We start from the raw sequence: 19,065 nt of genomic DNA, 5'->3' as shown, positions 1-19,065 counted from the left end.
TATTTTTTACTATCTATCTATATAATTAGCCCATGTCTAATTCAGATCTCAAAGTCAAAGTATGGCGCGGTGCTCAAGAGGGTGAGTTTGTTGAGTATTTGGTGCCTCGCAATCCAAATCAAACGGTATTGGATGTCGTTACCTTTATTCAGCGTAAGCTAGACCCAACCCTCAGCTACCGATTTGCTTGTCGGGTGGGTATGTGTGGTTCTTGCGCCATGACAGTGAACGGCGTTGCTCGCTGGACATGTCGTACTCACGTTTCCCAGATTGTTGAAGGGGACTCCCTGGAGATTGCCCCCTTGAATAATCTACCAGTCATTAAAGACCTTGCTACTGATATGCGAGAGTTCTTTAATAAGTGGAAGGGTGCGGTTGGTTTCTTCAAGGGGGATAAAACCCGTCATGATGATTTTGCAAGAGTAGAGCCGCAGTCACCTGAACGTCAATTAGCCAATGCTGGTATCGAATGCATCGGTTGTGGAGTGTGCTATTCCTCTTGTGAAGTTGTGCAGAGCCGCCCTAACTACCTCGGTCCAGCCGCCTTGAATCGTGCCTGGACCTTAACGAATGATGTGCGTGATGTACAGCAATTAGATCGCCTACGTGCCGTTGCTGGTGATGAAGGTTGCCATGCATGTCATACGCAGGGATCCTGTACAGAGCGTTGCCCTAAGAAACTTGAACCTACGGCTAGTATTGCCGGATTGAAAAAGTTAGTAGCAAGAGCTGCTGTACGAGGAAGCAAGTGGGGCAAGTTATGAGTCAAGCCGTGATGCAGGCAAAGCTTTGGTATGCCCAGAGAATCAGCGCCATGGTTTTGGGTCTTTGCGTCAGCATCCATCTTGTCATTATTTTCTATGCAATACGTGGCGGCTTAACTGCTGAGGAGATTCTGGGGCGCACTCAAGGTAATATTGCCTTTGCTATTTTTTATGAGATTTTTGTTTTAGCCTGTTTTGTACATGCGCCTATTGGCTTGGCTAATATTCTCGAAGAAACGTTTTCTAAGGGATTTATTTCTAAAGCCCTATCTTCGCTGCTAGCGGTTCTCATACTCGTCTTAGGGACTACAGCAGTGATTGGTGTCTTTACCGGGGGTGCGTTATGAGCTCAAGACCAAAGCTCGATTTACGCGCAAAGTCTCACCTCTCTTACTTTGCATATGCATGCCATAGATTCTCCGGGCTGCTACTGGCTTGCTTCATTCCCTTACATTTCTTAATGCTTTCGCAGTCTTTACGTGGCGCTACTGGGTTTGAGCGCTCCTTAGGCTTAACGGACTTTTGGGTTTTTAAATTCGGCGAGTGGGCGCTGGTTATTTTATTGGCGGTCCATTTGGTGGGCGGAATTCGACTCATCATGATTGAATTTGGCCCATGGCGCGGATTGCGTAAGGCTTGGACCCAAGTAGCTATTTTGTTTGGTATTGCTTGCGGCCTTCTATTTTTGTATTTAGCAAACTGATTGGATAATTTATGCAGCTACAAATGAAAGCAGTTGAGGAGGCTTGCAAGGAGCTCTATATTCGTGCTTTAAAGGTGCTGCCAGATGATGTTAAAGCTGGTATTGAGCGCTTAAATCAAGGCGAATCAGATGCACGCGCTCAAGTGGTTCTCAAAACCATGATCACCAACATTGCTGTTGCCGAGCGTGAGGACAATCTACTTTGCCAAGATACTGGTTTACCAATTTATAAGGTCAAGATTGGCCGTAATGTGCAGCTAGATGGCATGGAGCTCAAGGCGGCGATTCGTAAAGGTTGCGAGCGTGCAACTACTGAATACCCATTGAGATCTTCTGTAGTGCATCCGATCACGCGCAAGAATAATCACACATCCTGCGGTATTGATATGCCAGCAATCAGCATCGATTTTTGTGATGATGATGAGATGATTGAAATCGAGATGGTTCCAAAAGGAAGCGGTTCAGAAAACAATTCTTTTTTGAAGATGGCCATTCCTGCTGATGGAATTAATGGCGTTAAAGCCTTTGTTATTGATAGCGTTGTTTCTGCGGGAGGCAAGACTTGTCCGCCAACCATCGTCGGTGTTGGTATCGGTGGCACCTCTGAGCAATGTGTCGCAATGGCTAAGCGTGCTGCTACAAGAGCATTGGGTAGCGTATGTAGCGATGAAGAAGGCGCCAAGTTAGAGCAAGAATTAACTGCTGCCGTGAACAAATTAGGCATTGGTCCTCAAGGCTTGGGTGGTGATGGCACAGCGTTTGCCGTGCATATAGAGCTTGCCCATACTCATATCACCTTAAATCCAGTAGCTGTCAATATGCAGTGCCACTCAGCTCGTAGAGCGCGAGCAACCTTCACGCCTGATGGTGTGACTTACGGATTTTAGGAATTAAGATGGCCCACTATAACCTTCCAACTCCTGTTAGCGAATCGGATATTCGAAAGCTGCGTATTAATGACACCGTGACTCTACAAAATACCTTATTTGGTATTCGAGATGCCACGCAGATTCACTTGTTTGATAAGGGTCGAAAAACTCGCTTTGATCTCCATGGTCATGCAGTAATTCATACGGCTCCTAATGTGCGCAAGGTGGCGGTGAGTGAGGAATTCCCAGCTGGATATCAAGCAATCTGTATTGGCACAACCACATCAGATCGCATGGAGCGTTTTACGCGTCCACTGATGACCGAGAATGGCGTGCGAATGATTGTAGGTAAGGGCGGTATGCGCGAAGAATCTGCGGCAGCTTTTCAGGAAATTGGTGGCGTGTATCTTGCAATTATCGGAGGTACAGCAGCACTAGAGACAACGTGGATTGAGCAAATTGAAGATGTGGATATGGACGATCTCAATCCAGAGTCTCTTTGGCGTTTCAAGATTAAAGACTTTGGACCTTTGCTAGTAGCGATGGATAGTCATGGCGGTAGTATTTATCAAGAAGTAAAAAGTGACGTTGCACGTAACAAAGAGGCTGTACTAAAGAGCTTAGGAATTTCCTCATGAATATCACTACTCTTGAGACAGACATTCTCATTCTAGGTTCTGGCGGTGCAGGGCTTTTTGCAGCTCTACACGCCCACCAAACTAATCCAAATCTGCACATCACCATTGCCGTAAAAGGATTGCTGGGTAAATGTGGTTGTACTCGCATGGTGCAAGGTGGTTATAACGTGGCGCTGGCAGAGGGCGACTCTGTTGAACGTCATTTTATGGACACAATCGAAGGTGGTAAATGGTTGTCGGACCAAGAGTTGGCATGGACATTGGTAAATAAGTCGGTTGAACGTATTCGTGAGCTTGAGAATGAGCTCGGCTGTTTCTTTGATCGCAATCCAGATGGCACAGTTCATCAAAAAGCATTTGCGGGGCAAACTTTTGACCGGACAGTTCACAAGGGCGATTTAACTGGAATTGAAATTATCAGTCGACTGGCTGAGCAAGTATGGGCAAGAGGAATTCATCGACTTGAGGAGCATAGGGCAGTCGAGTTAATTCATAGTGCTGATGGAAAGTCTCTCGCTGGTGTATTGATGCTCGATATGACGACTGGTCAATTCACCCTAGTGCGAGCAAAGGCAGTTCTGCTGGCTACCGGTGGTGGACCTACCATGTACAAGTACCACACACCATCGGGTGATAAGAGCTGTGATGGCTTGGCTATGGCACTTCGTGCAGGTCTTACTCTGCGCGATATGGAGATGGTGCAATTTCATCCTACCGGCTTACTGGCGGGACCTGGCACTAGGATGACGGGAACCGTACTTGAGGAAGGATTACGTGGCGCAGGCGGATATTTGCTCAATGGCAATAAAGAACGCTTCATGGGTAACTACGATCCGCGCAATGAACGGGCTACTCGGGATATCGTTTCGCGATCGATTAATTCTGAAATTCGTGCAGGTAGATCTACACCAAACGGCGGTGTCTATATTCAGATGAGTCACTTAGGTCCTGATAATGTGCGCAAGCTATTTAAAGGCATGGTCGAGCGTTGTGCGGACAGCGGTTTTGATTTGGCCGGAGATCTCGTAGAGGTCGTTCCAACTGCGCATTACATGATGGGCGGATTAATTTTCAAGGCGGATTGCAGTACCGAGTTACCAGGTTTATTTGCAGCAGGTGAAGATACTGGAGGGGTGCACGGAGCAAATCGCCTGGGTGGCAATGGTGTAGCTAATTCAACTGTATTTGGCGGCATTGCCGGTGAAGAGATGGCAAATTGGGTTGTGTCCCAGAGTCTGCAAGAGTGCAATATGGAAGAGGTACTTGCTAGCATCAAGGCGCATGAGGCCCCATTGGAGAGACCGGCTGGCGATATTGAATCGATTCGTGATGCCCTAGCAGAATGTATGTGGGATGACGTGGGCATTTCCAGAACAAGAGAAAGCTTGTTACGTGCTCGCGTGAAGCTCGATCAACTAGATCAGCAGCTGCACCAAATAGGGGTTGGCGACATCCAGAGGGAGTACAGCATTACTTGGCAAGATTGGATGAATTTAAGTAACCTGATCTTAGTGAGCAAGTCGGTAGCAGATGCTGCTCTTGCCCGAGAAAACTCAAGAGGAGCGCATTATCGTGAAGATTTTCCGCAGCCCGGCTCTTTGGAGGAGTCTTACTTTACCGCTGTCCATCTGGGTATAGAAGGATTAGAAATTAAAAACAGGCCAGTTCAATTTACGATGGTGAAGCCTGGCGAGACTATTTTGGTAGAGGCTTAATATTTTTGAATTGATTGAGCCGGCCTCATTTGCGCTATCAGCTTTAATAGTTCTTTGTGGATTCTTCATCTTTGGAGTTTCAGGATTTGGCTCGTCAATAGTAGCCGTCCCTTTGCTGGTACAGATATACCCCCTCAAGGTTGTAGTTCCCATGATGGTCATCATTGATATCTGCGCTTCGCTTTACATCGGTAGAAAGTCATCCAGCGATGCAAATATCCAAGAATTGAAATGGCTATTTCCTTTTAGCTTAGTCGGAATGGTCTTGGGTATCTTTTTATTGGTAAAGGCACCAAGCGAACCCTTGCTACTGATTCTTGGGATATTTGCAGCTGTTAACGGCGTGCGTGTTTTGGTTCAAAGAAATGTTGATTCTCGGGATCCAATTAACAGATGGTGGGCAGTGCCATTTGGATTCTTTGGCGGTGTATTTACAGCTCTTTTTGCAACTGGTGGACCAGTGTATGTCTCTTACCTTGGCTTAAGAATTAATAATCCCAAAGTGCTTCGTGCAACTATGGCATTCGCTATTTTTATGCTGACATTTTTGCGGCTCACCTTAATGTTGGTCACGGGACTCATCTTGAGCTGGGAGGTAATCGGCCTCGCGGTTTGCTTAATGCCTGTCACTTTCTTGGGGATATGGACAGGCTCACATGTTCACACGAAGCTAAGCAACACTTCCATGCGCATCGCCTATGGGTCGATATTAGTATTTGCGGGTTCAATGTTATTGTTTAGACAGCTAACGTAAAATATTTTTCAGGGAATATAAAAAGCGAGGATAAATCCTCGCTTTTTATATTCCGCTAGTAATTCTTACTGGGTGCTAATGTTGCGACCCTTAATTACTTTTTCCCAGTTAACTAACTCAGCTTTAATCTGAGCATCAAAGTCTTTCTGAGAATTCACAACCGGGGTTAAGCCATTAAGCTCCAAGCTCTTTTGCATGGCATCTGACTTCACCGCTTTCACAGTGGCATCATAGATTTTGTCCGTAATGACCTTAGGAGTGTTGGCCGGTGCCACTAAACCAAACCAACCAGTGCTTTCAAATCCGGGGATTCCGCTTTCGGCAACTGTTGGAACATCGGGAAGTTGCTTGACACGTTTAGCGCTAGTTACAGCAAGCGGCTTAATCTGACCAGCTTTGGCAAAACCTGTTGCGGCAGTGAGGTTGCCAACCATAAAGTCGATTTGCCCAGACACTAAGTCATTGATGGCAGCAGATTCACCCTTATATGGAACATGAGTCGCCGGAATGTTGGCAGAGTAGGTTAGGTTTTCAGCGGCCATATGAACTTGGCTTCCAATGCCTGCAGAGCCAAAATTCAGATCCTTAGTTTTTGCATAGGTAATAAATTCATTTAAATTCTTGACTGGGATTTTGCTGCTGACAGATAGCAACATGGGGCCGCTAGCAACATTAGTAATGTTCACAAAATCTTTGCTGTAATTTACTGGCAATCTTTTATATAAACTGGGATTCACGGTAAGCATACTGCCTGAGGCGAGCATGATGGTATAGCCATCTGCTGGTGCTTGCGCTACAAATTCAGCAGCGATATTGCCACCAGCACCGCCTTTATTTTCAACAATGACGTTTTGTCCTAAATCTTTTGTTAACTGCTGAGCTAAGAGTCGGCCAAGAATATCGGTGGTGCCGCCGGCTGCAAAAGGAATGATTAATTTAATCGGCTTTGTTGGCCAGGATTGTGCTGTTGCTAATTGGGGGAATGCAAGAGTCAGCGCTCCTGCAAGTAAAACTAAACGTCTGCTTATCTTCAATTTTTGAATCTTCAACATCGGTGACCTCCAGTGGTAATTTGATCTTTATATCTTAGCTATTTCGCTATGAAAAAAATATACTCAACTGCTATTTAATAGTTATATGCTTATTCATTACTTCTGTCTCCTCCATTCCTCCTGCAGTGCTTCAAGATACTTTCTGCGCTGCACCACGAATTGGGTATTGCAAGATATCTAAATCATCTATATGATTCAGATATGTCAGTTATTTTGTTCCCTAAAGCTAGATCTAGTCAAGCCCTGAAAACCCTGTATTTAGGCGACTTCATTCATGGGGAGCATTCATGAATCTGAGCTATCCAGAGATTCTTGAGCTAGCAAACAAAGGCCTTCAGGCTGCCGGTATCAATTCAAAGGCGGCTTATGAGACTGCACAGTTTCTGGCACTGGCGGAGTTGGATGGGTTGGCTTCGCATGGCTTGGCGAGAGTTCCCCAATATGCTGCACATGCAAAAAATGGCCGAATTGAGCTAGATCCTAAGTTAAGGGTTCGGCCATTTAAAACGGCAGCTGCTTTGGTCGATGCGCGTGATGGCCTAGCTTTTCCTGCACTACGGTTTGCAACTGACCTGTCGGTGAGTCTAGCTTCAAAAAATGGTCTTGGTTTAGTGGCTGTGACTAATAGCCATCATTTTGGTGTTGCGGGGCATTATGTTGAAGCTGCGGCACGAGCAGGTTACGTCTCCTTGTTGTTTGGAAATACTCCAGCTGCTATGCCAATGGTTGGTGGTAGCAGAGCCATCTTTGGAACTAATCCCCTAGCTGCGGCTTTCCCTACCCCTGGCGGCGATCCTTTAGTTATAGACATGTCACTTTCCGCAGTAGCCCGCGGAAAGCTATTGGTTGCAGCAAAAAATGGTCAAGCCATTCCAGAAGGCTGGGCATTGACTGCAGATGGTAAGCCGACTACTGATCCGCAAGAGGGCTTGAAGGGCTTAATGCTTCCTTTGGGTGGCGATAAAGGAGCCTTGCTTGCCCTCATTGTTGAATTGCTAGTAGTTGGACTTTCAGGTAGTCGCTTTTCTTATGAGGCGGATTCCTTTTTTGATCCTAAAGGTAATCGCCCGCGTATTGGACAGTTGATATTAACGATTGATCCTGGTTTGGCGGGCGCATCTATTTTCGCTAGCCGTATTCAGGATTTCTTGCAGGTTTTAAGTGCCGATGCTGGTACCCGTCTTCCTGGACAACGTCGTTTTCAGCAGCGCGCTACAGGATTGAGTGATGGCGTCACAGTTTCAGATGTGGTTGTGGAAGAAATTCAGACTGGCATTCGCCAGTCATGGACTGAGTAGTTTTTTATAAACGAGATTATTGAGGAGATAGTAATGATCCACTTTGTCGTGCATGAGCCAGCAGATGGCGTAGGTGTAGTAGTAGTCGAGGATGTAAAGGCTGGAACAGACCTAATTGGTTGGGTTATGGATGGTGACCTTACTCTAAATATCAAGTCTGAAAGTGACATTCCTATTGGTCACAAAATTTCATTGAACGATTTCAAGCCAGGTGACACGGTAATGAAATACGGCGTTGATATTGGCAAGGTAGTAGCCCCAATCAAAAAGGGCGAGCATCTTCACGTCCAAAACGTAAAAACTAAGCGCTGGTAATCCGGTACCTGACCTACCTATTCATTGAGAGAGATATAAAAAATGACTAATTTGAAAGACGCGACCTTTTTAGGTTATCGCCGTGAAAACGGCCGCATGGGTATTCGTAATCACGTATTGATTTTGCCTTTGGATGACTTATCCAATGCAGCCTGTGAAGCAGTAGCCAATAACATCAAAGGAACGATGGCAATCCCTCACTCCTATGGTCGTTTACAGTTCGGAGCTGACTTGGATTTACACTTTCGCACCTTAATTGGTACAGGTTCTAATCCGAACGTTGCTGCTGTAGTGGTAATCGGTATTGAGCCGCAATGGACAAAAATTATCGTTGATGGCATCAAGGCATCAGGCAAGCCAGTTGAGGGATTCTGGATCGAAGGTAATGGCGACACAGCAACCATTGCTTCCGCTAGTAAAGCTGCCTACAACATGATGAAGCATGCATCTAAGCAAAAACGTGTTTCTGCTCCATTATCTGAGCTATGGGTTTCTACCAAATGCGGTGAATCCGATACGACTTCTGGATGTGGTGCAAACCCAACCGTGGGTGATGCTTTTGATAAGTTATATGAAATTGGCTCCACCATGGTGTTTGGTGAAACTACTGAGTTAACTGGTGGCGAGCATTTAGTTGAAGCGCGTTGCCGTACTCCTGAAGTGAAGAAAAAGTTCCGCGAGATGTTTGATCGCTACCAGGATGTGATTGAGCGTCATAAGACGAGTGATCTCTCTGACTCTCAGCCAACCAAAGGCAATATTGCAGGTGGTTTAACAACCATTGAAGAGAAGGCTTTGGGTAATATCCAGAAAATTGGTAAGAAATGTATTGTGGATAGCGTGCTGGATAAAGGTGAGGAGCCGAAGATTCCTGGTTTGCATTTTATGGACTCATCATCAGCTGCTGCTGAAATGGTCACCTTGTGTGCAGCCGCCGGCTTCACTGCGCATTTCTTCCCAACGGGTCAGGGTAATGTGATCGGTAATGCAATTCTTCCAGTCATTAAGATTTGCGCTAATCCAAAGACTGTCCGCACGATGGGTGAGCATATCGACGTTGATGTGTCTGGCTTATTGCGTCGCGAAGAGAATATGGATGAAGCAGGAAACAAGTTGTTAGATTGCTTGAAGCGTACGGCTGATGGTGAATTGACTGCTTCTGAAATTCTCGGTCACCGTGAGTTCGTATTGACTCGTTTATACGAATCAGCATAAGACTGCAGCATGAGAAACCTGACCGCTTACGAGGAAGTTAAGCAAAAGATCACCGAGGATCTGGTCAGGGGTCGATATCCTATGGGGCAGGCATTGCCTGCCGAAAAGGATTTGTCAAAAGAGTTAGATGTATCTATAGGTACCCTGCGCAAAGCGGTGGACGAGTTGGTTGCGGAAGGTATCGTAGTTCGACGCCAAGGCAGGGGAACCTATGTTGTTGAGCATGATCTCAAAAGACTTTTGTATTATTTTTTTCACATTGTTAAACACGATGCTGAGAAAAAGGTTTACCCCAAAGTTGAATTAGTCTCCCTAATTAGCGCTACTGCCAATAAGGAAGAGGCGAGTAAGTTAGGGATAAAAGAGGGTGCACCCGTTTGGAGAATTACCAATCGCCTGTCATTGGAAGATCAGTGCGTCATGATCGATCAGATCACCTTGGATAAGCAGAGGTTTAAAAATTTAACCCGTGCAGACTTTATTGAACGTAAAGGTAGTATTTATCAGATGTATCAAATGGAATACGGCCAAACTGTTGTGCGAAGTAGCGAGCGTTTGCGTGCCGGCCTAGCAGGCAAACAGCACGCTGAATGGCTAGGATTAAATCCGGAGTCTCCCGTACTAGTTATTCGAAGAGTGGCGCTGGGCATTCAGGATGAGCCTCTAGAGTGGCGTGTTTCTACTTTAAATACTACTCAACATGAGTATTTCAGTGAGTTGGTAGCTTAGTTTGATGTTGACCACCATTCGGAAAAATACTCCAGGACTTTTGGTTTGCCTACTCATTGCCATGTCCACCAGTTTTCTTTCTGAGAACTATGGTGGCCCCCAGTTGTTGTACGCATTACTGATTGGTTTGTCGCTCCATTTTTTATATCTCAATGAGGCAGTAAAGTCAGGAATTGATTTTTGCGCCAAAACGGTTCTCCGTTTGGGTGTGGCATTTCTAGGTATTCGGATTACATTTGCTGATATTGGCGCAATTGGTTTGAATACCGGATTAATGGTGATGTTTGCAGTTGCTGCCACGGTAGCCTTGGGATTCTTCTTGGCCAAACTCTTAAAGCTGTCCCCAGATTTTGGATTGATTGCGGGTGGATCCGTTGGTATTTGCGGAGCTTCAGCAGCTTTAGCGGTAGCTTCAGTTCTGCCAAAAACAAAAGAGAATGAGCGATTTACTCTCCTGGTAGTAGTTGGGGTAACCGTCCTCTCCACTATAGCCATGGTGGTATACCCTTTCGCCTTGCAGTTGCTCGATATCACCGCTTTACCTGCTGGCATCTTTCTGGGGGCTACCATTCATGATGTGGCGCAGGTAGTTGCTGCGGGCATGTTGTTTGGCCCTGAGGCGGGGGATGTAGCGACTGTTGTGAAGCTTTTCCGCGTCGCTCTTCTGTTGCCTGTCGTTTTATTTATCTCTATTTTCTTTGGTGCTGAAAAATCATCTCAACATTTAGGATGGGGAAGTCTACGCCTGATACCGATATTCTTATTGGGGTTTGTGGCGCTATCAGTCGTTGCATCTATGCAGATTTTGCCAAGCTCAGTTACCCAATCTATTGGTGAAATGTCCCGTTGGATGTTGGTAATTGCTATTGGCGCGGCTGGACTGAAAACCAACTTTCAGGAGTTGGCCAAATTAGGTTGGCAACCCGTAGTCATGTTGGTTGTTGAAACTGTATTTATTGCTGTAATCGGATTAATCTTTATTAGCAGCTCTTTGTAAGAAAGATTTTTAACTGTAAGAGTCCTCAAACTCTTCCATCTTGATAGTGGTCATCAAGAACAGAATTCTGCGTTGGAAGTTTTTTCGTTCAGCCACATTCTCATGTGGCAAGCGATCATGTTCACGCAATAACTGCGTAATAATCGGGTTGTAGTGCTCTCGGACAGGGGACATCTCAATTCCTTGGTAAATTTCTTATGAGAACTAATTTACCAAGTTGTCTATATATCCACAAGAAACATATAGCGATAACTTAATTACTTTTGGGTATATAGGCTTTTTACTTTTCTACGAATGCGCGCTCAAATACATAGTCACCCAATTGACCAAGGCTAGGAGATACCTTGAAGCCCTTGGAGTCTAGCATTTCAGCGGTTTCTTTTAGCATGGATGGGCTACCGCAGATCATGGCGCGATCGACTGCTGGATCTAATGGGGGTAAGCCAATATCTTTAAATAGTTGGCCTGACTCAATCGCGGTAGTTAATCGACCAGTGTGTTTAAAAGCCTCGCGCGTCACCGTTGGGTAGTAGATTAATTTCTCGCGAATGATTTCACCAATATATTCGTCTTGAGTGAGCTCATCTTTAATGTAATCACCGTAGGCCAGCTCGCTTACCAAACGAACACCATGAATTAAGACTACTTTCTCAAATTTCTCATAAGTATCCGGATCACGAATAATGCTCATGAAAGGCGCCAATCCCGTCCCGGTGCTAAATAAGTAGAGGTGTTTTCCTGGGTTCAAGTCATCTATGACTAGGGTGCCCACGGATTTCTCGCTCACCAAAACGGGGTCGCCTACCTGAATCTTCTGAAGACGAGAGGTGAGGGGGCCATCTTGAACTTTGATGCTTAAAAACTCTAGATGCTCTTCATAGTTAGGGCTTGCAACACTGTAGGCGCGAACTAATGGCTTGCCTTCAACTTCTAAACCAATCATCAAGAAATGGCCGCTACGGAAGCGTAAACCTTTGTTTCTGGTGGTTGTAAAGCTAAACAGGGTGTCATTCCAGTGATGAACAGTGAGGACGGTTTCAGTGTTGTAGGCAGCCATAAATACGAATTATTAAGGTATAAAACCTAATTATCCTCATTCTAGGGATGGTTCTATAGATAAAAAAGTATTTAAGCTTATAAAAAGGGATTCTTTTACTTATGTAGGCTAGCCCCCTATGATTCTTTTATGCCTAATCGAGAGAATCCTATGTCTGCTAAGCCCAAAGTCCAAAAGCCCTTATTTTTAACCATCATCCAGATATTTTTGGGTTTGGCTCTACTGAGCTTATCCACCCACCTGGCCCTGGATAGCGCCCAGTATCTCAATGCCCTTAATCAGAGTGGCCTAAATCAATATCATGCTTTTGGAGTGCTAGTTTGCCTCAGCTTTATTTCAGGGGTTTTCCTGATTGCACAACATGTGTTGACCCAAGATGAGGCTAGCATTGATGAGCACTTTAATAAGGCATTAACGTACTAATTCAAGCTAGACTGTGGTCTTATCTTCATAAGGCCACGCCATGACTTCATCGCCACATCAATCGATCTTTGAAAGAGGTGCATGGTATGTGGTGGTACAGGGAATTCTGATTGGCCTGATCTTATTCGGCCCTCAAGGCTCTCTTTTAATCAGATCCGAACCCCTTGCTTCCATTCTCCAGTCTTGTGGCATTGCGATTGGCTTGCTAGCCACTTTAATCATGGTAATCGCCGTGATTAATCTCGGTAAAAATCTCACCCCTCTACCTTGCCCAAAAGACAATGCCATTCTGATTCAAAATGGCTTATATCAATTTGTAAGGCACCCGATCTACTTTGGGGTGCTCTTAGCAGCAATTGCTTGGCTACTCATCTTCCCCGGCATTTATATCTTGATCTATGCGATTGGCCTATTTTTCTTATTTGATATCAAAGCAAGGCGGGAGGAAGTCTGGTTGGTAGAGCGTTTTCCAGATTATCGAGACTACCAGCGTAGAGTCAAAAAGTTAATTCCTGCTATCTATTAAGATAGCGTTTTAAGTTATTGGAGTTTTTATGAGTAGCGATCCTTCCGTAAGACTAGTTCAGCAAGCTGATTACCAATTTGCTATTTATTACAACGAAGAGCGTGATCCTGTTTATGGCGATGAGCCACCACCCCTGGGAAAATCACAAGGCGCTACGCCATCACAGTTCTTATTGGCGGGTGTGGCGAATTGCCTGTCTGATTCGCTGCTCTTTGCGCTCAGAAAGTTTAAGCAAAATCCTGAGCCAATCGAAACGAAGGCCAATTGTGAAATAGGTAGAAACGCAGAAAACCGTTTACGCATATTGGCCATCAATGTAGAGATTCGGATTGGTGTTCCAGGAAATACTCTGGAGAACCTCGAGCGTGTATTAGCGCAGTTTCAGGACTTCTGTACTGTATCTTCTAGTGTGAGTCTTGGTATTCCGGTGAATGTGACTGTCATTGATAGCGAGAGCACGAAGTTATATCCAGCTATTTAACCATTCCTGATGTAGTCGAAAAAAAGCCGCAGAGTTTGCATTCTGCGGCTTTTGATTTACGGAGAAGATGTTCTAACTACTTACTCTTCTTCGCGACGCAGATGCGGGAACAAAATCACATCACGAATATTGGGTACGTCAGTTAGCAACATGACTAAGCGGTCAATGCCAATACCGCAACCACCAGTCGGGGGCATGCCATATTCCAGTGCACGAATGAAGTCATGGTCAAAGTACATTGCCTCTTCATCACCTGCTTCTTTTTGCTCTACTTGCTTACGGAAGCGATTGGCTTGATCTTCAGCATCATTCAACTCAGAGAAGCCGTTGGCGATTTCACGGCCGGTAATGAATAGCTCAAAGCGTTCGGTAATGCCAGGGCGGGTATCGGATTCACGGGCAAGAGGACTTACTTCGATTGGGTAATCGATGATGTAAGTTGGTTCCCAAAGATGTGACTCAGCCACTAATTCAAACAGAGCGAGTTGAAGGGCGCCGATACCGGCGCTCTTGAGGGTAGGAGAGTCTGGATTCTCACCACCTTTTTTCAATTCAGCGCGAATGAATGCAGCATCTTCTAATTGAGCTGCTTCATAGATCTTGTTAGATTGGCCACAATATTTCAGGATGGCTTCAGTAATTGTTAAGCACTGAAAAGGTTTACTGAGATCAAGTTCACGACCTTGGTGGGTTAGAACAGCAGTACCTTGCGCATCCATTGCAGCAGAGCGAATTAAGCCTTCCGTGAAATCCATTAACCAGCGGTAATCGGTATAGGCTGCATAGAATTCCATCATCGTAAATTCTGGATTATGACGTGGGCTAACACCCTCATTACGGAAGTTACGATTGATTTCAAACACACGCTCAAAGCCGCCAACCACAAGGCGCTTCAAGTACAGCTCTGGCGCAATACGCAAGAACATCTGCATATCCAAGGCATTGTGGTGCGTAATGAAGGGCTTTGCAGTTGCGCCACCAGGAATCGGATGAAGCATGGGTGTTTCAACTTCCATGAAGTCTGCATCGAGCATATGGCGACGCAAAGAAGCAATCGTATTGCTACGAGCCCTGAAGGTATTGCGACTTTCTGGATTGACGATCAAGTCAACGTAACGTTGACGGTACTTGGTTTCTAGGTCTGATAGACCATGAAACTTATCTGGCAGAGGACGTAAAGACTTGCTCAGCAGGCGCAGCTTGCTGCATTCAACGGAGAGCTCGCCTTTATTGGTCTTGAATAAATTACCTTCAGCGGAGATAAAGTCTCCCATATCCCAGTGCTTGAATGCACCATGAATATCAGCACCGCTAATTTCATCATTAATGTAGAACTGAATCTGGCCACTACGATCTTGAATGGTGGCAAAGCTGGCTTTACCCATCACCCGCTTGAGTACCATGCGGCCAGCCACTTTGACATGCACTTTCTTAGCGGCCAATTCCTCTTTAGTGAGGCTGTCATAGTGAGTATGAAGATCTGCTGCTAAGTGGGTTGGTACGAAGTCGTTTGGAAACGCGATACCACCTTCACGTAGCTTGGCTAATTTCTCACGACGCTCGGCGATGATATGGTTTTCATCTACGGCTTCAGTGGCTGTAGATTGGTTAGGAGTTGAATTCACTGGATCGTTCATATGGAATATTAATAACTGGAATGGGGGTAATGAATCAAACGCCTTGTTTCAGGCTGGCTTCAATAAAGGCATCAAGGTCACCATCTAATACCTTTTGTGTATTTGATATCTCAACGTTAGTACGCAAGTCTTTGATGCGACTTTGGTCCAGCACGTAAGAGCGGATTTGATGACCCCAGCCCACATCGGTTTTAGTGGCCTCTAATTTATCCTGCTCTACACGACGCTTTTGCATCTCATGCTCGTACAGTCGTGATTTCAGCATTGTCATCGCTTCAGCTCTATTACGGTGCTGGCTTCGGTCGTTCTGACATTGCACCACGATTCCGGTGGGAAGGTGGGTTAAGCGAACAGCAGAGTCGGTTTTGTTAATGTGCTGGCCACCCGCACCAGAGGCGCGATAGGTGTCGGTGCGAATATCTGCTGGATTAACGTCAATCTCAATCGAGTCATCAATCTCTGGGTATACATAGATGCTGGCAAAAGAAGTATGGCGACCATTAGACGAATCAAAAGGTGACTTGCGTACTAAACGGTGCACACCAGTCTCTGAGCGCAGGTGCCCGTAAGCATATTCACCATCGACCTTGATGGTGGCACTCTTGATGCCGGCAACATCACCATCGGATTCTTCTAGGATTTCTGTCTTGTAGCCTTTGCGTTCGCAATACTTTAAGTATTGGCGATAGAGCATGCTGGCCCAATCGCAGGCTTCAGTGCCGCCGGCTCCTGCTTGGATATCAATAAAGCAACTGCATGGATCCATTTCGTTATGGAACATGCGGCGGAACTCTAAATCATGAATGATCTTGCTATAGCTCTCGACATCATGCTCGATCGCACTAATCGTTTCAAAATCACTTTCGTCTTTAGCCATATCGAATAACTCGAGTGCGCCAGTGATGTTGCTATTTAAATCAGTGAGAGTAGCAACCACGCCGTCGAGCAATTTCTTCTCTTTGCCGAGGGCCTGCGCTTTCTTTTGATCATCCCAGATAGTAGGATCTTCAAGAATGGAGTTCACTTCCGTAAGGCGTCGTGACTTTACTTCGAAGTCAAAGATACCCCCGAAGTGCTTGCTCACGAGTGAGCAGATCGGACAGGGTATTTGAAATAATGTTGAGTTGTTCGGCTTCCATCCCCTGATTATAAGGGGGTTATTGCAGCTTAACCCTCGTCATGGGCCTCAATCATGAGTTGTACGCGTGCCTGTCCTTGAAAACGGTCAGTGACTAGGCGATAGGCCAGCTTGGCCTTGGCTGGTAAGGATTGGGTATGGTTAAACCAGACTCCAGTAAATGGCTTGCTAGCCAATGGACCGATTCCAATTGGACGAAGCTGCAGGCGCAGGTGTTTTTCTTTCATGAGGCTTTGCTGTCCAATCTCAAACTCACCATAAAAAATGGGCTGAGGAAAGCCTTGACCCCAGATTTCTTCAGCCAAGAGATCGCCTGTTTCGGGTGTGAATTCAGATAGATCTAGTGGCCCATCATGAATATGGCGACGCTCTAGCAATTCATCATTGAGTAAGCCATTGGCAACCTGTTGAAACACGGTGTCAAACTTTTCAAAATCACCTTTTCTAATGCTAAGACCAGCCGCCATGGCATGTCCACCAAACTTCAGAATTAAGCCAGGCTCACGCTTAGAAACAATATCCAAGGCATCGCGTAGATGAAAGCCTGTCAATGATCTACCAGAGCCACGCAACTCCTCACCGCTAGCGCCATCAGCTGGAGCAAAGACAATCGCGGGACGATTAAAGCGTTCTTTCAGACGAGAGGCGACGATGCCAACTACTCCCTGATGCCACTCTGCATTCCAAAGGCAGATACTGGAACGCTCTGCCATGGTGCCTGCTAATTGATCTTCAGCGAGGTGAGCGAGAGCAGCTTCTTGCATGCCACCCTCAATGACACGCCGCTCACGATTAATACGATCAAGTTCGTAAGCTAACTCAATGGCTTCGTCGGGCTTATCGCAAATCAATAGGCGAATACCTAAAGTCATGTCCGCTAGACGTCCTGCTGCATTTAAGCGAGGGCCGATAGCAAAACCTAGATCAAAGGTATTCGCTTTGCGAGGATCCCGCACAGCCGCCTGAAACAGCGCCTGAATACCAGCTTGCGATACTCCTGTGCGAATGCGTTTAAGACCATTGGAAACCAAGATGCGATTATTGCGATCAAGCTGTGCCACATCTGCTACGGTGCCTAAGGCCACGAGATCCAATAGGCTCTCAATCTTAGGTTGAGTCTCAGCAGTAAATTTTTCACGCTTGCGAAGTTCTGCTCTTAGGGCAACTAATAAATAGAACATCACACCCACACCAGCAAGTGCTTTGCTTGGGAAGCTACAGCCTGGTTGATTTGGATTGACGATTGCAGTGGCTTTGGGCAGTCGATCACCTGGTAGGTGGTGGTCAGTCACGATGACTTCCATTCCCAGCTCGCGAGCTCGGTCTACCCCAGCTTCACTGGCGATCCCGTTATCGACTGTGATGAGATATTTAGGTTTGGGGGTTTGCTGAGCGGCAAGATCTACCACCTCTGGTGTTAGTCCATAGCCCATCGTAAAACGATTGGGCACCAAAAACTTAATAGGGGTATCTGGCCCACCCAGCATTTTCAATCCACGCAGTGCAACAGCACATGCAGTAGCGCCATCACAGTCATAGTCTGCTACTACCAGCATGGATTCTTTGCGCTCCAAAATATTGGCCAGTAAGGCAGCAGTACTAATGCAGTTCTTTAGCTCTACTGGTGAGAGTAGTTGCTTTAGATCTAAAGAAAGCTCTTCTGGTTTATCAATACCACGAGCTGCATACAGCCTTGCTAATAACGGGTGCAGACCACTTTGCTGTAACCAGCTAGCGGTGCGATCAGAAAAAGGGCGCTGAGAAAAAAGACTCATTCTGAAATGATTTCTTGCCAAGTTAAAGGTTCTGATTTTTTCCAGAAGGCCCATGACTTTTTGTTTAAGTCCTTGGCTGTGAGGATTCTGTGGCGAGTTTGACCCTGAGGAAAATCGATCACTTCGATTTCATCTAACTCTTTACTCAAAAGCGCTTTTCTCAAGCTGTCCCAAATGATCTCGGGACGATCAATCCATGCAAAGGTATTTTGTAGCTTTGAGAAATCAATCTCACGCTGCTGACGGATTGCAAGATATTTGGCTAACCCAACCAAGACGGGGTGATCGCCATATAGCTGATTTACATTCTCTAGCAATCGAGGGGTCTGAATATCAGCTAGTTTGCCGATACCGCTAATCCATAAGGAGTTGATGCTGGGATATCCACGTTGTTCGCGTTCCTGATTGACCGGATCAATGTGCCAAAGCATCTGAATTTCATTTTGGAGTTTGCGCCAAAGCTTAGCAACTCCAGTCACGTTTGTATCGCGCGGCATCCACCAATCAATATTGCGACCATGCGCTTGATCAATAGAGTGCGTCGCAAGACTGATAAATGGACCTGCTGGAATGAACCAATCACGCTGTCCCTGAAATAACACCTTGTTTCTAAAATCTTCTTCGATGAAGGGGAGGGCAACTTGTAGCAAGTTGGCGGATTCATTTGCTGTCAGATCAATCTGACTTTGAGCCATGAGGATTAAATGATCTCGGGTAGCATGAAAGTGGACTGGCTGAAGGCAGGCAATCACTTCATTTGGGTTAACTGCTAGGTCGCTTTGACCCAATAGTAAGACTGGGGCAATCGGCAGTCGATCACCCAATAGAAAGCGCTCTTGCGGAAGTCCGCTGGGCGGGGTATCTCGCTCTAATCCAGCGTCAATAGCATCCTCCCCTGACACCATCAGGGTAAAGCGTCGCAAAGTACTTGTTTGGGAGGTCAAATTAGCAGTCATTCCCCTGATTTTAGGTGGCATTT

22 protein-coding genes are annotated in these 19,065 nt (G+C 45.9%); 15 read left to right on the top strand and 7 right to left on the bottom strand.

The genetic code is table 11. The annotated features are described in order from the left end of the window. Nucleotides 1–32: 32 nt before the first annotated feature. From CL55_RS07335 to CL55_RS07305, 7 genes are read left to right on the top strand one after another with little or no spacing between them, the layout of a single operon-like run. Nucleotides 33–764 carry a succinate dehydrogenase/fumarate reductase iron-sulfur subunit gene (locus CL55_RS07335; RefSeq protein WP_046330499.1) on the top strand — a complete coding sequence of 244 codons (732 nt, stop codon included), beginning with the start codon at nt 33–35 and terminating at the stop codon, nt 762–764. Next, entirely contained in the window at nt 761–1,111 is a 351-nt protein-coding gene (locus tag CL55_RS07330) for a succinate dehydrogenase (RefSeq protein WP_052728801.1), read from the top strand. The genes CL55_RS07335 and CL55_RS07330 overlap by 4 nt, the downstream gene beginning before the upstream one ends. Continuing rightward, nucleotides 1,108–1,467, top strand: a complete 360-nt coding sequence (sdhC, locus tag CL55_RS07325; protein ID WP_046330498.1) for a succinate dehydrogenase, cytochrome b556 subunit — start codon at nt 1,108–1,110, stop codon at nt 1,465–1,467. Before CL55_RS07330 ends, sdhC begins: the two co-directional genes overlap by 4 nt. Nucleotides 1,468–1,478: 11 nt before the next feature. After that, the gene (locus tag CL55_RS07320) at nt 1,479–2,354 is read left to right on the top strand and encodes a fumarate hydratase (RefSeq protein WP_046330497.1); all 876 of its coding nucleotides are present in this window, start codon (nt 1,479–1,481) and stop codon (nt 2,352–2,354) included. An 8-nt stretch (nt 2,355–2,362) separates the two neighbouring features. Continuing rightward, nucleotides 2,363–2,974 (top strand): fumarate hydratase C-terminal domain-containing protein, encoded by a 612-nt coding sequence (locus tag CL55_RS07315; RefSeq protein WP_046330496.1) that lies wholly within the window; start codon nt 2,363–2,365, stop codon nt 2,972–2,974. Continuing rightward, entirely contained in the window at nt 2,971–4,689 is a 1,719-nt protein-coding gene (locus tag CL55_RS07310) for an L-aspartate oxidase (protein WP_046330495.1), read from the top strand. The genes CL55_RS07315 and CL55_RS07310 overlap by 4 nt, the downstream gene beginning before the upstream one ends. 10 nt (nt 4,690–4,699) lie before the next feature. Further along, a complete protein-coding gene (locus tag CL55_RS07305; RefSeq protein ID WP_046330494.1) occupies nt 4,700–5,443 on the top strand; it encodes a sulfite exporter TauE/SafE family protein in 744 nt (247 codons plus the stop codon). Between the two features lie 65 nt (nt 5,444–5,508). On the opposite strand, the gene CL55_RS07300 is transcribed toward CL55_RS07305, so the two are convergent. After that, complete coding sequence (locus CL55_RS07300; protein WP_046330493.1) at nt 5,509–6,495, bottom strand: Bug family tripartite tricarboxylate transporter substrate binding protein; 987 nt, start codon at nt 6,493–6,495, stop codon at nt 5,509–5,511. A gap of 287 nt (nt 6,496–6,782) precedes the next feature. Here CL55_RS07300 and CL55_RS07295 point away from each other — a divergent pair, with 287 nt between their 5' ends. The 5 genes from CL55_RS07295 to CL55_RS07275 are packed head-to-tail and all read left to right on the top strand — an operon-like array spanning nt 6,783 to nt 11,049. Next, the gene (locus CL55_RS07295) at nt 6,783–7,793 is read left to right on the top strand and encodes an Ldh family oxidoreductase (protein ID WP_046330492.1); all 1,011 of its coding nucleotides are present in this window, start codon (nt 6,783–6,785) and stop codon (nt 7,791–7,793) included. A gap of 33 nt (nt 7,794–7,826) precedes the next feature. Beyond that, nucleotides 7,827–8,108: an SAF domain-containing protein gene (locus CL55_RS07290; RefSeq protein ID WP_046330491.1), complete on the top strand. Its 282-nt coding sequence runs from the start codon at nt 7,827–7,829 to the stop codon at nt 8,106–8,108. 42 nt (nt 8,109–8,150) lie between these two features. Next, on the top strand, nt 8,151–9,323 hold the full coding sequence (locus CL55_RS07285) for a UxaA family hydrolase (RefSeq protein WP_046330490.1): 1,173 nt from the start codon (nt 8,151–8,153) through the stop codon (nt 9,321–9,323). Nucleotides 9,324–9,332: 9 nt separating this feature from the next. Next, nucleotides 9,333–10,052 (top strand): GntR family transcriptional regulator, encoded by a 720-nt coding sequence (locus tag CL55_RS07280; protein ID WP_046330489.1) that lies wholly within the window; start codon nt 9,333–9,335, stop codon nt 10,050–10,052. 4 nt (nt 10,053–10,056) lie between these two features. Further along, the gene (locus CL55_RS07275) at nt 10,057–11,049 is read left to right on the top strand and encodes a YeiH family protein (protein WP_046330488.1); all 993 of its coding nucleotides are present in this window, start codon (nt 10,057–10,059) and stop codon (nt 11,047–11,049) included. Between the two features lie 9 nt (nt 11,050–11,058). Here the strand turns inward: CL55_RS07275 and CL55_RS10705 are convergent, their stop codons facing one another. Beyond that, a complete protein-coding gene (locus CL55_RS10705; protein WP_170217003.1) occupies nt 11,059–11,223 on the bottom strand; it encodes a hypothetical protein in 165 nt (54 codons plus the stop codon). 106 nt (nt 11,224–11,329) lie between these two features. Next, nucleotides 11,330–12,106 carry a ferredoxin--NADP reductase gene (locus CL55_RS07270; RefSeq protein WP_046330487.1) on the bottom strand — a complete coding sequence of 259 codons (777 nt, stop codon included), beginning with the start codon at nt 12,104–12,106 and terminating at the stop codon, nt 11,330–11,332. 150 nt (nt 12,107–12,256) lie between these two features. Between CL55_RS07270 and CL55_RS07265 the strand changes: the two genes are divergently transcribed. From CL55_RS07265 to CL55_RS07255, 3 genes are read left to right on the top strand one after another with little or no spacing between them, the layout of a single operon-like run. Then, nucleotides 12,257–12,529: a hypothetical protein gene (locus tag CL55_RS07265; RefSeq protein WP_156156286.1), complete on the top strand. Its 273-nt coding sequence runs from the start codon at nt 12,257–12,259 to the stop codon at nt 12,527–12,529. 40 nt (nt 12,530–12,569) lie between these two features. After that, nucleotides 12,570–13,055, top strand: a complete 486-nt coding sequence (locus CL55_RS07260) for a methyltransferase family protein (protein WP_046330485.1) — start codon at nt 12,570–12,572, stop codon at nt 13,053–13,055. A 28-nt stretch (nt 13,056–13,083) separates the two neighbouring features. Then, entirely contained in the window at nt 13,084–13,536 is a 453-nt protein-coding gene (locus CL55_RS07255; RefSeq protein WP_046330484.1) for an OsmC family protein, read from the top strand. An 80-nt stretch (nt 13,537–13,616) separates the two neighbouring features. On the opposite strand, the gene lysS is transcribed toward CL55_RS07255, so the two are convergent. The 4 genes from lysS to CL55_RS07235 form a co-directional block, all read right to left on the bottom strand. Beyond that, entirely contained in the window at nt 13,617–15,173 is a 1,557-nt protein-coding gene (gene lysS / locus CL55_RS07250) for a lysine--tRNA ligase (RefSeq protein WP_046330483.1), read from the bottom strand. A 34-nt stretch (nt 15,174–15,207) separates the two neighbouring features. Then, a protein-coding gene (gene prfB / locus CL55_RS07245; RefSeq protein ID WP_156156285.1) for a peptide chain release factor 2 occupies nt 15,208–16,312 on the bottom strand; the annotation gives its coding sequence in 2 pieces (ribosomal slippage) (nt 15,208–16,230 and nt 16,232–16,312; 1,104 coding nt in all). A gap of 28 nt (nt 16,313–16,340) precedes the next feature. Next, nucleotides 16,341–18,086 carry a single-stranded-DNA-specific exonuclease RecJ gene (recJ, locus tag CL55_RS07240; RefSeq protein ID WP_046330482.1) on the bottom strand — a complete coding sequence of 582 codons (1,746 nt, stop codon included), beginning with the start codon at nt 18,084–18,086 and terminating at the stop codon, nt 16,341–16,343. Next, complete coding sequence (locus tag CL55_RS07235) at nt 18,083–19,042, bottom strand: hypothetical protein (protein WP_237150483.1); 960 nt, start codon at nt 19,040–19,042, stop codon at nt 18,083–18,085. The genes recJ and CL55_RS07235 overlap by 4 nt, the downstream gene beginning before the upstream one ends. Between the last annotated feature and the right edge of the window lie 23 nt (nt 19,043–19,065).

Source organism: Polynucleobacter duraquae, assembly GCF_000973625.1.
Classification (GTDB): domain Bacteria; phylum Pseudomonadota; class Gammaproteobacteria; order Burkholderiales; family Burkholderiaceae; genus Polynucleobacter; species Polynucleobacter duraquae.
This window is presented reverse-complemented; position numbering and strand designations above follow the sequence as displayed.